General features: G+C 71.7%; 12 protein-coding genes. 7 read left to right on the forward strand and 5 right to left on the reverse strand.

The features are described from left to right. Positions 1 to 168: 168 nt before the first annotated feature. Positions 169 to 1,773, reverse strand: a complete 1,605-nt coding sequence (locus ACZ4LX_RS09790; RefSeq protein WP_467634401.1) for an MFS transporter — start codon at positions 1,771 to 1,773, stop codon at positions 169 to 171. A 185-nt stretch (positions 1,774 to 1,958) separates the two neighbouring features. Here ACZ4LX_RS09790 and panB point away from each other — a divergent pair, with 185 nt between their 5' ends. From panB to ACZ4LX_RS09805, 3 genes are all read left to right on the forward strand, one after another. After that, entirely contained in the window at positions 1,959 to 2,846 is an 888-nt protein-coding gene (gene panB, locus ACZ4LX_RS09795) for a 3-methyl-2-oxobutanoate hydroxymethyltransferase (RefSeq protein WP_467634398.1), read from the forward strand. 134 nt (positions 2,847 to 2,980) lie between these two features. After that, the gene (locus ACZ4LX_RS09800) at positions 2,981 to 4,000 is read left to right on the forward strand and encodes an ATP-binding cassette domain-containing protein (RefSeq protein WP_467634394.1); all 1,020 of its coding nucleotides are present in this window, start codon (positions 2,981 to 2,983) and stop codon (positions 3,998 to 4,000) included. Beyond that, complete coding sequence (locus ACZ4LX_RS09805; protein WP_467634390.1) at positions 3,997 to 4,854, forward strand: ABC transporter permease; 858 nt, start codon at positions 3,997 to 3,999, stop codon at positions 4,852 to 4,854. Before ACZ4LX_RS09800 ends, ACZ4LX_RS09805 begins: the two co-directional genes overlap by 4 nt. A 19-nt stretch (positions 4,855 to 4,873) precedes the next feature. Here ACZ4LX_RS09805 and ACZ4LX_RS09810 read toward each other — a convergent pair whose 3' ends face one another. Beyond that, entirely contained in the window at positions 4,874 to 8,191 is a 3,318-nt protein-coding gene (locus tag ACZ4LX_RS09810) for a BTAD domain-containing putative transcriptional regulator (RefSeq protein ID WP_467635679.1), read from the reverse strand. A gap of 195 nt (positions 8,192 to 8,386) precedes the next feature. Here ACZ4LX_RS09810 and ACZ4LX_RS09815 point away from each other — a divergent pair, with 195 nt between their 5' ends. Beyond that, the gene (locus ACZ4LX_RS09815) at positions 8,387 to 9,184 is read left to right on the forward strand and encodes a site-2 protease family protein (RefSeq protein ID WP_467634387.1); all 798 of its coding nucleotides are present in this window, start codon (positions 8,387 to 8,389) and stop codon (positions 9,182 to 9,184) included. A 9-nt stretch (positions 9,185 to 9,193) separates the two neighbouring features. Here ACZ4LX_RS09815 and ACZ4LX_RS09820 read toward each other — a convergent pair whose 3' ends face one another. Beyond that, entirely contained in the window at positions 9,194 to 9,394 is a 201-nt protein-coding gene (locus ACZ4LX_RS09820; protein WP_467634384.1) for a hypothetical protein, read from the reverse strand. 117 nt (positions 9,395 to 9,511) lie between these two features. Continuing rightward, positions 9,512 to 10,222: an NADPH-dependent F420 reductase gene (gene npdG / locus ACZ4LX_RS09825; RefSeq protein ID WP_467634381.1), complete on the reverse strand. Its 711-nt coding sequence runs from the start codon at positions 10,220 to 10,222 to the stop codon at positions 9,512 to 9,514. 140 nt (positions 10,223 to 10,362) lie between these two features. Between npdG and ACZ4LX_RS09830 the strand changes: the two genes are divergently transcribed. Then, entirely contained in the window at positions 10,363 to 10,965 is a 603-nt protein-coding gene (locus ACZ4LX_RS09830; RefSeq protein WP_467634378.1) for a hypothetical protein, read from the forward strand. Positions 10,966 to 11,044: 79 nt separating this feature from the next. Then, the gene (locus ACZ4LX_RS09835) at positions 11,045 to 12,355 is read left to right on the forward strand and encodes an MFS transporter (protein WP_467634375.1); all 1,311 of its coding nucleotides are present in this window, start codon (positions 11,045 to 11,047) and stop codon (positions 12,353 to 12,355) included. A gap of 30 nt (positions 12,356 to 12,385) precedes the next feature. Here ACZ4LX_RS09835 and ACZ4LX_RS09840 read toward each other — a convergent pair whose 3' ends face one another. Continuing rightward, on the reverse strand, positions 12,386 to 12,619 hold the full coding sequence (locus ACZ4LX_RS09840; RefSeq protein ID WP_467634371.1) for a hypothetical protein: 234 nt from the start codon (positions 12,617 to 12,619) through the stop codon (positions 12,386 to 12,388). A gap of 58 nt (positions 12,620 to 12,677) precedes the next feature. Here ACZ4LX_RS09840 and map point away from each other — a divergent pair, with 58 nt between their 5' ends. Continuing rightward, positions 12,678 to 13,535, forward strand: coding sequence for a type I methionyl aminopeptidase (map, locus tag ACZ4LX_RS09845; RefSeq protein ID WP_467634368.1), 858 nt, complete (start codon positions 12,678 to 12,680; stop codon positions 13,533 to 13,535). Positions 13,536 to 13,744: the final 209 nt, after the last annotated feature.

Raw genomic sequence — 13,744 nt, forward strand, 5'->3', positions numbered from 1 at the left:
CCGCTCCCGGCCCCGGTCGTCGGGAACCTGCCGGTCCCGCTCCCCGGGGACCCGGCCGTCCCGGTCCGCTGCCTGAGCCTGCACGTGGAACCACCTTTCGCCACCCCCGATTCTCGCCGACGCGGGAGGCGCCCGGTCCTTGTCAGGGCCGGGCGGCGCCTCCCGGCCTCACCGCCCGGCGTCGGCGTGCACCGCCGGCTCGTCCGGCGCGACCGCCGGCTCGGGGCGCGGCCGGCCCGGCAGGAACAGGGCGACCACGATCGCTCCGATCAGGGCGACGCACGCCGAGCCGATGGCCGTGACGTGCATGGCGCTCATGAACGCGTCGTGCGCGGCGGCCACCAGCGGGCGGCCCGCCGGACCCAGCTTCTCCGCGACACCGAGTGTCGCCTCGATCGACTCCCCCGCCATCTCCCTGACGGCGGCCGGTACGGCGCCGAGGTGTCCCTCGATGTCGCCCCGGTAGACCGTGGACAGCACCGAACCGAGGACGGCGATCCCGAGGGCGCCGCCGACCTGCCGGAACACGTTGTTGACGGCCGAGCCCGATCCGGCCTTCTCCCGGGGCAGCGCCTGCATCACGGCCACGGTGACCGGGGGCATCACATGGGCCATGCCCGTGCCCTGGACGAAGAAGACCAGACAGATGACCCAGACCGGGGTCGTGGCGTCGTACAGGGTGAACGCCGCAAGACCCACGGCGACCAGCAGCATGCCGGCGGTGCACACGGCGCGGGCGCCGAACCGGGCGACCACGAGCCGGGCCCTCGGGGCGAAGACCATCTGCGCGACGGCCAGCGGCAGGATCAGCAGCCCGGACTGCAGGGCGCTCCAGCCGCGCACACTCTGCATGTAGAAGGCGGAGAAGAACGTCACGCCCATCAGCGCGAAGAAGACCAGCGCGATGGCGGCGACGGCGGCGGCGAAGCCCGGCTTGCCGAAGTACGAGATGTCGATGGCCGGGCTGCTGCTGCGCTTCTCGTGGAGGACGAACACGACCAGCACGGCCAGGCCGCCGATGACCGGCAGGAGCACGGAGACGTCGGTGAAGTCGGCGAGCTCGCCGCCTCGGATGATGCCGTACACCAGCAGGACCAGGCCGACGACGGAGAGCGCCACACCGATCGGGTCCAGCCGTCCGGGCTTCGGGTCCCTGGAGTCCGGTACGAGCCAGGCCATGGCGATCACCGCGATGACCACGATGGGCACGTTGACCAGGAAGACCGAGCCCCACCAGAAGTGTTCGAGGAGCAGCCCGCCCGTGATCGGGCCGATCGCGATGCCGAGGCCGACGCTGCCGGCCCAGAGGCCGATGGCCTTGGGCTGCTCGTCGCGCTCGAAGACGTTCATCAGGACGGCGAGCGTGGCCGGCATGACGAAGGCGGCGCCGAAGCCCATCACGGCTCGCCAGGTGACGAGTTCGGCGGGCGATCCCGACATGGCGGCGAAGGCGGAGGCCACGCCGAAGAGGCTGATGCCGAAGAGCAGGACCTTCTTGCGCCCGACGCGGTCGCCGAGCAGGCCGGCGGTGAAGAGGAGTCCGGCGAAGACGAGCGTGTAGGAGTTGATGGCCCACTCCAGCTCGCTCTGGGTGGCACCCAGACCGGTGGGTGAGGGGGAGGCGATCGTCTTGACGGCGACGTTCAGGATCGAGTTGTCGAGCACGACGACGAGCAGGCTGAACATCAGGACAGCGAGGATCGCCCAGCGGCGGCGGTGGACCGCTTCGGGGACCTGGGGCACGGCGACGGGAGCGCCGGACGGTATGGACATGGCGAGAGCGTAACGTTATTTCGATACGAGACCGTCTCGTATTGGAAAGTCTTTACCGGACGCCTGGCACCCGGTGCCAGGCAGGTGTGCGGGCCCACTTCCCGTCAACGGCTCCGGGATGCCACCATGGAAGGGATCCGGGGACGCCGTCAGGGCGCCTCGAGATGACGAAGGAGCCGTTGGCCATGTCGCTTCAGGCTGCGCACAACCAGTCCGCCACACCCCCCGCGGGAACCCCCTCCGACAGCAGCAAGGCGCTGTACGGAGGCAAGAGCAACCGCCGCGTCACCGTCCACGACATCGCCGCCGCCACCGCGCGGGGCGAGAAGTGGCCCATGCTCACCGCCTACGACGCGATGACCGCGTCCGTCTTCGACGAGGCCGGCATCCCGGTCGTGCTCGTCGGCGACTCGATGGGCAACTGTCACCTCGGCTACGAGACCACCGTGCCCGTCACGATGGACGAGATCGCCATCCTGTCCGCCGCCGTCGTCCGGGGTACCAAGCGCGCCCTGATCGTCGCCGACCTGCCCTTCGGGTCCTACCAGGAGAGCCCCGTCCAGGCCCTGCGCAACGCCACCCGGCTGATCAAGGAGTCCGGGGTCGGCGCGGTCAAGCTGGAGGGCGGCGAGCGCAGCCACGAGCAGATCAAGCTCCTGGTCGACGCCGGCATCCCGGTCATGGCCCACATCGGCCTGACCCCGCAGTCCGTCAACGCCATGGGCTACCGCGTTCAGGGCCGCGGCGAGGAGGCCGCCCAGCAGATGCTGCGCGACGCCAAGGCCGTGCAGGACGCGGGCGCGTTCGCCGTCGTGCTGGAGCTCGTACCGTCCGAACTGGCCGCCGAGGTCACCCGCACCCTGCACATCCCGACCGTGGGCATCGGGGCCGGTCCCGACACCGACGCACAGGTGCTGGTCTACACCGACATGGCCGGTCTGACCGGCGGCAAGGTGCCGCGCTTCACCAAGCAGTACGCCAACCTGCGCCAGGTCCTCGGTGACGCCGCGAAGGCGTACGCGGACGAGGTCGTCGGCGGCACCTTCCCGGCGCCGGAGCACACCTTCCACTAGCCGGTCCGGACCGCTGCGCCGCGGCAACCGACAGACCACTGCCGCACCACCGACAGCCCGCCGACATCCCCCATCGGCGGGCTGTCGCCTGCTGTCGGCACGCTGTCGGTGCGCTGTCGGTGGCGGCTGGTCTGATGGTGGACATGACGCGAATCGACAAGAACCCCAGGAACGGCACCAACGCCGTCGAGGTACGGGGACTGGTCAAGCACTACGGCTCGACCAAGGCTCTGGACGGCGTGGACCTCGATGTGCGCGAGGGCACCGTCCTCGGTGTGCTCGGCCCCAACGGCGCCGGCAAGACCACCCTCGTACGAGTCCTCTCCACCCTGATCCAGCCCGACGCCGGACACGCGGTCGTGGCCGGCTACGACGTGGTGAAGCAGCCCCGCGCGCTGCGCCGCACCATCGGCCTGACCGGGCAGTACGCCTCGGTCGACGAGAAGCTCTCCGGCTGGGAGAACCTCTACATGATCGGGCGGCTGCTCGACCTCCCGCGCAAGAAGGCACGCTCGCGCGCCGACGAACTGCTGGAGCGCTTCTCGCTCACGGACGCGGCGCGGAAGGCCGCGATGGAGTACTCCGGCGGTATGCGGCGCCGGCTCGACCTGGCCGCGTCCATGATCGGCAGCCCGGCCGTCCTCTATCTGGACGAGCCGACGACGGGGCTCGACCCCCGTACCCGTAACGAGGTCTGGGACGAGGTGCAGCGGATGGTCGCGGAGGGGGCGACCGTGCTGCTCACCACCCAGTACATGGAAGAGGCCGAACAGCTCGCCAACGAGCTCACCGTCATCGACAAGGGCAGGATCATCGCCCGCGGCGGTGTCGACGAGCTGAAGGCCAAGGTCGGCGGCCGCACCCTGCAGATCCGTCCCGCCGACCACGCCGACCTGGCCCCGATGGCACAGGCGATCAGGGAGGCCGGCCTCGACGGTGTGTCGGGTGCCCAGGCGGTCCCGGACGAGGGACTGCTCTACGTACCGATCCTCAGCGACGAGCAGCTCACCGCCGTCGTCGGCCTGCTCGGCACCCGGGGCTTCCCGCTGGCGCACGTCGCCACGGCACTGCCCAGCCTGGACGAGGTGTTCCTCGCCATCACCGGCGACAAGTCCACCGTCACCGAAACGATTCCCCAGGAGGTCGCGGCATGAGCACGACGACTCTGACGCCCACCCCCACCGACGCGGTACCGGCCGCCCCGGTCACGAAGGTGCACGACGAGGGCCGGATCGGACTGCGGAACAACCTGCGCCACATCGGGGCGCTGGTGCGGCGCAATCTGCTCCAGATCAAGAAGGATCCGGAGTCGATGTTCGACGCCCTCCTGATGCCGGTCATCTTCGTGCTGCTGTTCGTCTACGTCTTCGGCGGTTCCGTCGGCGGCAGCATGGGCGGCGGACGGCAGGAGTACCTGAACTACCTGATCCCCGGCCTGATGGCGATGATGGGCATGAACATCGCCATGGCGGTCGGCTCCGGAGTCAACGACGACTTCCGCAAGGGCGTCATGGACCGGTTCCGGACCATGCCGATCGCCCGCTCATCGGTACTCATCGCGAAGATCGTCGTCGAGCTGGGCCGCATGACGGTCGCCACGCTCATCCTGCTGGGCATGGGCTTCGCTCTGGGCATGGAGCTCCATGGATCGGTGCTCGGACTGATCGGGGCCATCGCCCTGTCCGCCGCGTTCGGCGCGGCCATCATGTGGATCTTCATCCTGCTCGGACTGACCATGAAGACGGCTCAGGCCGTCCAGGGAATGGGGATGATCGTGATGATGCCGCTCCAGTTCGGCTCCTCCATCTTCGCCCCGCCCACGACGATGCCCGGCTGGCTCCAGACGTTCACCGACTACAACCCGCTGTCCAACCTGGCCGACGCGGCCCGCGCCCTGATGATGGGCACCCCGGTCGGCCACTCGGTCTGGCTGACGCTCGGCTGGACCGTGGTCATCACCGCGGCGATGGCTCCGCTCGCGGTGTCCAAGTTCCGCAAGAAGTCCTGACCGAAGGGTCCGGACCCGCTCACTGCCGGTACGCGTCGACGAGGGCGGTGGCCTCCTCCATGGAGAGGCCGCCGCCCTCGGCGTACGCGGCCTCGTAGGCGGCGTCCCCGAGTGCGGCGCGGACCAGTTCCTCGGCCCGGTCGAAGCTCTCCCGCTCCATCGACGTCATGAAGTGCCCCTCCGGAAGACTGTTCCGGGCCACGGCCAGCAGCCGCGCGGCGAGACCGCTCGCGCTCTCCCCGCCGATTCCGCCCAGCGACCACGCAATGGTGACCATGCTGATCACCATCATCTGCGGCGCGACCATCTGCGTCAGCGGGTCGCCCAGGCGCTCCAGGGCCTGCCGGCTCCCCGCCAGCGCCCCGGCGTACTCGCCGTCCAGGTTGTCCAGCCAGGCCAGTCCGCTCAGCACGAAGCCCTCGAAGATCGCCATGGTCCGGGAACTGAACTCTTCGAGCAGCTCGAAGAACTGCTCGCGCGCCTCGTCGGTGCGGCCGGAGCGGCCCAGCCACAGCGCCAGGAAGAGCCGGGCCGTCGGCCTCGCCTCGTACCCCGTGCTCCGCCCGTCGGCGATCACCTCGCGCAGGATCACCTCGCCCTCCGCGCCCCGGCCGAGCTCGGTGAGCGCGGAGGCGTACCGGGTGCGGAGCACCGACACCTGGGCCAGCGCGCCGAGCTTCTCCGCGTAGCCGACCGCGGCCAGGTAGTCCTCGGCCGCCTGCGCGTAGTCGCCCTTCTTCTCGTTCGCCTCACCACGTGAGGAGAGCGCCTCGGCCATGCCCCAGTCGTCGCCGAAACGGCTGAAGATCTCCAGGCTCTCGGCCGCGTCCGCATGGGCCGCGCCCGCCCAGTCGGGGCGGTTGGCCAGGACGTTGGCACGCATCTGGAGCGCCGCCGCCAGCTCCCACTCGAAGCCGAACTCCCGGGCGGCGCGGACCGTTTCGTCGAGCAGCTTCCGCAGGTCGGCGACGCCCCCGGTCAGCATGACGGCGAAGAACCAGAGCGATGCGGGGCTCCGGCAGGTCTGCGGCTGACCGGCCCGGTAGGCGGCGGCGATGCACCGCAGCCGCTCCATGCTGGTCTCGTTCGTCCACTCGTCCATCGCGTGGTCCATGCTGACCAGCTGCACCAGCGCCACCTGGCGCCGCGCCTCCTGGAGCAGTTCGGGCCCCATGGGCGGGGGATCGTCGGTGCAGCGCTCGAAGATCGAGGGCGCGGGCCGCACGGGTGCGGCGAACGGGTCGGGGCCGAGGGCAGCCGCGGCGTCGGCCCAGTGCAGGGCGTCGGAGCGCAGATTGCGGATCTGCCAGTACCAGGAGAGCGAGATCACCAGGCACAGCGCCTCCTGCTCGTCGCGCGCGGCGACGGCGTGGCGCAGTGCGGTGCGCAGGTTCTCGTACTCGTGCTGGAAGACCCCGATCGCGGCGCGCTGTCCGGCACCCCGGAGCAGCGGGTCGGTGGTACGGGCCAGCTCCCGGAAGTAGGTGAGGTGCCGGCGTTCGACGGCGTCCCGCTCCCCGTCCTCGTCGAGTCGCTGCGCCGCGTACTCGCCGACGGTCTCCAGAAGGCGGTAGCGCATCTCGCCTTCCGCCGTCGGGGCGGCAACCACCAGGGACTTGTCGATGAGGGAGCCGAGCAGCCCGGCGACCTCGTGCTCCCGCTCCGGCACGTCCGGGCAGACGGCCTCGGCGGCTTCGAGGGTGCAGCCGCCGGCGAAGACGGACAGCCGGCGCAGGGTCGCGCGTTCGTCATCGGCCAGCAGGTCCCAGGACCAGTCGACGACGGCCCGCAGGGTCTGCTGGCGCGGGAGCACCGTGCGGCTGCCGCTGGTCAGGAGCCGGAACCGGTCGTCGAGCCGGTCGGCGATCTGCTGCGGGGTGAGCATCCGCAGCCGGGCGGCGGCGAGTTCGATGGCCAGCGGCAGCCCGTCCAGGCGGCGGCAGATCTCGGCGGTGGCCGCCTCGGTCGCCTCGTCGGCGTCGACGCGGAAGCCGGGCAGCGCGGCGGCGCCGCGCTCGGCCAGCAGCCGCAGGGCCGTCGGGTCGGGCAGCGGCTCGACGGGCCGGACGAACTCGCCGGGCACGCCGAGGGGTTCGCGGCTGGTGGCGAGGACGGTGAGCCCCGGGCAGCGGGCCAGGAGATGGTCGGCGAGGGCCGCGGCGGCCTCGATGACGTGCTCGCAGTTGTCCAGGAGCAGCAGCATGCGGCGCCGGGAGCAGTGCTCGGTCAGCTTGGTGAGGGGTTCACCGGCGCCCCGTTCGGCGGCCCTGAGCTCCTCGGCACCGGCCCCGCGCAGCACGGTCTCACGGGCGCCGAGCGCTCCGAGGACGGCTTCCGGTACCGCTTCGGGGTCGTCGACGGGCGCGAGTTCGGCCAGCCAGACGCCGTCCGGCCAGGACTCGGGTCCGAAGGATTCCGCGGTCTCCTGGGAGAGCCGTGTCTTGCCCGCTCCCCCGGGTCCGAGCAGGGTGACGAGCCGGGCCCGGGCGAGGTCGTCGCGCAGATGGCCGATGTCGCGCTCGCGTCCGACGAAGCTGGTGAGCCGGGCGCGGAGGTTGCCCTGGAGAACGGCCGGTACGGGGGCGGGGGAAGCCGCCACCGGGACGGGCCGGGCGGGTTCCTGACGGAGCAGTCCGGCGTGCAGCGCGCTCAGCTCGGGCCCCGGGTCGGTGCCGAGCCGGTCGGCGAGCACGGTGCGCACCTCGTCGTACGCGGCGAGCGCCTGGGCCGTGCGTCCGGCGTCGCGCAGGGCCCGCAGCCGCAGCGCCTGGAACGGCTCGTCCAGGGGATGCTCGTCGCAGAGCGCCGCCAGCTCCGGCAGCACCTCGTCGGCCCGGCCGAGGGCGAGCGCCGCGTCGAGCCGGGTCCGGCGGGCGTCGAGGCGGCGGACGGTCCAGCGGGCCGCGACGGCCTGCCGGTCGGGCAGATCGGCCAGCGCCGGTCCGCGCCAGAGGCCGAGCGCGTCGTCGAGGACGCTCAGGGCCTTCGCCGGATCACCGGCCTCCAGGGCCCGCGCCCCCTCCCCCGCGAGGCGTTCGAAACGGTAGAGGTCGACGCTGTCCGGCTCGGCGGCCAGCCGGTAGCCGTTGTCCGCCGAGGCGACCGCCTCATGGCCGAGCGCCCGCCGGAGCCGGCCCACCAGGGCCTGCAACGCGCCCGGCGCGTCGGCCGGCGGCTCCCCGTCCCACACCTCGTCGACGAGCACCGCGACGGACACCGTCCGGCCGGCGCGCAGGGCGAGCACGGTGAGCAGGGCACGCAGCCGTGCCCCGCCGACGGTGACGGCCGTGCCGTCGTCGCGAAGTGCCTGGGTGGTACCGAGGATGCCGTAGCGCACGCGCCCATTGTCCGTGACGGGGGCCGGGGCACTCACACCCGCCCGGCCGTCCCCGGTCGCCCCGCCCGCGTTCCCGCCCGTCATGACTCCACCCTTCACCGAACCACCGGCCCGAAGCGAGACGTTCTCCGCGTGTCGCCTGTACCGTCGGGGCTCGCCGCCCGCCCGCTCCCCACAGCCACCAGGAGCCCGCCGATGACCTCCGCACCAGCCCGCAGCGACCGGCGGATCAGCCCGGTCTTCCTCGGAATCGCCGCCGTGGCGGCGGTCTCCGGCTGGGCGGTGTGGACGGACTTCGCCGAGCAGCCTGGCTTCGCCACGTTCCTGTTCGTCACCGCCGCCTGGGTCGTCTCGCTCTGTCTCCACGAGTACGCCCACGCCCGGACGGCTCTGCACAGCGGCGACATCTCCATCGGGGCCAAGGGCTATCTGACCCTCAACCCCTTGAAGTACACGCATGCGCTGCTGAGCATCGTGCTGCCCGTGCTGTTCGTCGTCATGGGCGGCATCGGGCTGCCCGGTGGCGCGGTCTTCATCGAGCGGGGCCGGATCCGGGGCCGCTGGCGGCACAGCCTGATCTCGGCGGCGGGCCCGTTGACGAACGTCCTGTTCGCGCTCGTGTGCACCGCGCCGTTCTGGCTGGACGCGCTGGACGGCGTTCCGGTCGCCTTCCGGTACGCGCTGGGCTTCCTGGCGCTGCTCCAGGTGACGGCCGCGATCCTGAACTCCGTACCGGTGCCGGGGCTGGACGGCTACGGGGTGATCGAGCCGTGGCTCTCGCACCGGGTCCGGCGGGCGGTGGAGCCGTTCGCGCCGTTCGGGCTGATCGCGGTCTTCGGCCTGCTGTGGGTACCGGAGGTGAACGCGGCCTTCTTCGACGCGGTCGACGCGCTGCTGCGGTCGCTGGGCGTGTCCGAGTTCGACACGTACTGCGGTCTCGACGCCTACCGGTTCTGGCAGACGCGGAATCCGGTGTGCGCGATGAACGGGTAGGGCCGGGCCCTACGCGCCCGCTGCGGCCTGGGCTGCCTGGGCGTTCAGGGCGCGGTGCCTGCGCACGTAGTACCAGGACATGTTGGACGAGAGTCCGACCAGCAGCACCCAGACGATCCCGAGGAGCCAGCTGCCCTGCACGAAGGAGATCACGGCGGCCGCGACGGCGAGGACGCAGACGACGATGGCGTAGAGAGCGAGGCGGGGCATGGGGGTGGCTCCTGTCGGGGGATGGTGCGCGGTCCCGTCCAGTGTCCCCCATGCCCCCGGCCGCCGGGAGCAGGGTGCGCCGCCGGCTCGGACGTCGGTGGCTCGGACGTCGGTGGCTCAGACGTCGGTGGTGCGCAGCCCGGCGTGTGCCTTGTAGCGGCGGTTGACCGAGATCAGGTTGGCGACGAGCGATTCGACCTGGTGGGCGTTGCGGAGCCGGCCCGCGAAGATGCCGCGCATCCCCGGGATCCGGCCGGCCAGAGCCTGGACGATGTCGGTGTCGGCGCGGGCCTCGCCCAGCACCAGCACGTCCGTGTCGATCTCCTCGATCGTCTCGTCCTGGAGCAGTACCGCCGAGAGGTGGTGGAAGGCGGCGGTGACGCGGGACTCCGGCAGCAGGGCGGCGGCCTGCTCGGCGGCGCTGCCCTCCTCGGGCTTCAGGGCGTAGGCGCCCTTCTTGTCGAAGCCGAGCGGGTTGACGCAGTCGACGACGAGCTTGCCGACGAGCTCGTCGCGCAGGGACTCCAGGGTCTTGGCGTGCCCGTCCCACGGCACGGCGACGATCACGACGTCGCTGTCGCGCGCGCACGCGGCGTTGTCCGCGCCCCGGACACCGTGTCCCAGCTCATCGGCGGCGGTCTGTGCGCGGTCCGCCGCGCGGGAGCCGATGATCACGTCGTGTCCGGCACGGGCGAACCGGTACGCGAGTCCGCGCCCCTGCGGCCCGGTGCCGCCGAGTACGCCGATGGTCAGCCCGGAGACATCGGGGAGGTCCCAGGGGTCCTTGGCGGGGGGCTTGGGAGCGCTGCCGCTCTCATTCGTAGTCATGGCCCCGACACTACTGCCAGGTAAGGGGCCGGACCGGATGTCCCCGGCCAGTGGGACGGACCCGCGCACAGGACTCGTACGGATGGTTTCGCCGTCGTTCACCGGTACGGGGGCGCCGGTGTGGTGCATGATCCCGGGCCATGGATGCCGTACGTGTGGCGCTGCTGCGTGAGGTGCTGGCGAGGACCCAGTGGCCGGCGGCGGCCCGGCAGTTCGCCGGGACGCTGCGCTCGTCCGTCGTACCGCACGGCGGCGGGCTGCTGCTGGTGGGGACCGAGGAATACGAGCCGTGGCACCTGGCGGCCCATCTGGTGGACGAGTCCGCCTGGTCGGGGCTGCCCGAGCTGGTGCCCACGCTGGTGCGCCACCGGGTGGAGCCCGGCGCCCCGGCCCACCTGGCGGTCGGGCTCGGCCGGATCGAGGCGGCAGGCCGGGGCGAGACGCTGCTCGTGGTGGTGCCCGAGCAGCCGGGCGAGGGGCTGCTGGAGCGGGTGCACGATGCCCGCAGGGCCGGGGCGACGGTCCTGTCGCTGGACAACGGCGACCCTGAGGTTCACGGGCTGGCCCACGAGGCGCTTTCCGTGACGGACGACGACGACGTGGACCTGGACACGGTCCAGCACCTGGTCAGCGCGGCAGCCGGGGAGAACGGCGTGCCCGTGCCGCGCGGCCGGCGGCGGTTCCGGGACCGGCTGTCCCGGCTCGCCGACCAGCTTACCGCGCCACCGCCGGCGCGGTGGTGACCCGGAACACCCCGGTGTCCGTCCGCCTGGGTGAAATCTGTTTGCACCGGGCACGCACCGGGACGGACCATGTGTCCTCGTGACCTCTCGCCCCTCGCTCGCCGCGAGGCTTGCCGCACTGCTGCCCGACCTCTCACCCTGGCGTTCCTCGGCGGACTTCCGCCTGCTGTGGGTCCAGGGGATCGTCACCTACTTCGGCAGTTTCATGGCGCTGATCGCGCTGCCGCTCCAGATCAAGGACCTGACCGGTTCGCCGCTCGCCGTGGGCGCGATGGGTGCGGTCGAGCTGGTGCCCCTGGTGGTGTTCGGGCTCTACGGCGGCGCCCTCGCCGACGCGGCCGACCGCCGCAAGGTCATCCTGGCCACCGAGGCGGGGCTCGGTCTGCTCGCGCTCGTCCTGCTGGTGAACGCGGCGCTGCCCGACCCGATGCTGTGGCCGCTCTATGTGGTGGCCGGCGGTGTCTCCGCGCTCGCGGGGCTCCAGCGGCCGGCGCTGGACTCGCTGATGGCCCGCATCGTGCCGCACGACCAGCTGGGCGCGGCCGCCGCGCTGAACTCGCTGCGCTGGCAGGCCGGCGCGATCATGGGCCCGGCGCTGGCGGGCCTGGTGGTCGCCTATGCCGGGCACGCCACGGCGTACGCGGTCACCGTGGTCACGTTCGCCGTGTCCGTGGTGCTGTGCCGCAGGCTCGCACCCGCACCGCCCGCCGGGCAGGGGGCGAAGCCGTCGCTGCGCGGCATCGCGGAGGGGGCACGCTACGCCTGGAGCCGGCCGGTGCTGCTGGGCACGTACGCGATCGACATGGCGGCGATGTTCTTCGCCTTCCCGAACACGATCTTCCCGTTCCTCGCCGACGAGCTGGACGCCGAATGGTCGCTGGGGCTGATGTATGCGGCGGGCTCGGTCGGCTCCCTCGTACTTGGCCTGACCAGCGGCTGGACGTCACGGGTACGCCGGCACGGGCTGTTCGTGGTGTGCGGTGCGGCCGTCTGGGGGCTGGCCATCGCGGCGGCGGGCTGGTTCGGCAGCGTATGGCTGGTGCTGGTCTGTCTGGCCGTCGCCGGCGCGGGAGACATGCTCAGCGGCCTCGGCCGGTCGACCATCTGGAACCAGACGATCCCGGAGGAACTGAGGGGCAGGCTCGCGGGCATCGAGGTGCTCTCGTACAGCGTCGGCCCGCAGCTGGGCCAGGTCAGGGCCGGCGGTATGGCGGGATGGACGGGGACCAGGACCGCGGTCTGGAGCGGCGGCGTGGCCTGTGTCGCCTCGGTGGCGCTGCTGGCGGCGGCCCTGCCGAAGCTCCTCACGTACAACTCGGAGACGGACGAGGACGCGCTGCGCCGACGGGCGCGGAGCGAGGAGGCCATGCGGGCGGCACCGGCGGGCTGAGCCCGGGGCACGGGCCCCGGGCCGCCTCCTTCAGCCGCTCGCGTCCTTGTCCGGCCCCGCGCGGTCGTGCCACTTGGGGTCGGTCTCCCACTCCAGGTTCCGCTCCTGCGCGGTCTCCATCGCGCGCTGCGCCTCCTGGCGGGAGGTGTACGGTCCGAAGCGGTCCTTGGCCGGGCACTCGGGGCCCTCCTCGACCTTCTTGTGCTCCAGGCAGTAGAACCACTCGCCCGGCTTGCCGACCGTGCGTTTCTTGAACAGGGCCATCACCCGCTCCTTTCCTCGGTGCCATGCTGCCCCAGCGGCGCTGGTTAGACTCGCTGGCATGTCTGGTCAGTCGCTGCTTGTTCCGGGGGAACCCACTCCCGTCCGTTCCGTGCCAGGAAACGTCCGGCGCCCCGAGTATGTCGGCAAGCCGGCCCCGACGCCGTACAGCGGCCCGGAGGTCCAGGACGCCGACACCGTCGAGCGCATGCGCATCGCGGGACGCATCGCCGCCCAGGCGATGGGTGAGGCCGCGAAGCACATCGCGCCGGGGGTCACGACGGACGAACTCGACCGGGTGGCCCATGAGTTCATGTGCGACCACGGCGCCTACCCGTCGACGCTGGGCTACCGGGGCTTCCCCAAGTCGCTCTGCACCTCCCTCAACGAGGTCATCTGCCACGGCATCCCGGACTCCACGGTGCTGCGCGACGGCGACATCGTGAACCTCGATGTGACGGCGTACATCAACGGGGTGCACGGCGACAACAACGCCACCTACCTCTGCGGCGACGTGGACGAGGAGTCGCGGCTGCTCGTGGAGCGCACCGAGGAGTCGCTGAGGCGCGCGATCAAGGCGGTGCGGCCGGGCCGCCAGGTCAATGTGATCGGCCGGGTCATCGAGTCGTACGCGAAGCGCTTCGGATACGGGGTGGTGCGGGACTTCACGGGGCACGGGATCAACTCCTCGTTCCACTCCGGGCTGATCATTCCGCACTACGACAGCCCGCACGCCACCACCGTGATGCAGCCCGGCATGACGTTCACCATCGAGCCGATGCTGACGCTCGGGACCCACGACTACGACATGTGGGACGACGGCTGGACCGTGGTGACGAAGGACCGCAAGCGCACCGCGCAGTTCGAGCACACGCTCGTGGTGACGGAGACGGGCGCGGACATCCTCACGCTCCCGTAGCCCTCCCCCTCCTCCCGCCGAACGGCCGCCCCTTCCGGGCGGCCGTTCCTCGTTCCCTGCGGCCGTTCTTACCGACAAGCCGTCGGGAAACAGTTGACTTAGGTAAACCTAAGTAGGAAGATCGACGCATCGGCGGCGCCGGGCGAACAGCCTCGACGCACCGATATTTCCGTCTCTTTCTGGACTTCCCGTCCCCCTCGGTCCCCGGA

The sequence above is a fragment of the Streptomyces sp. NPDC026062 genome (genome assembly GCF_055568375.1).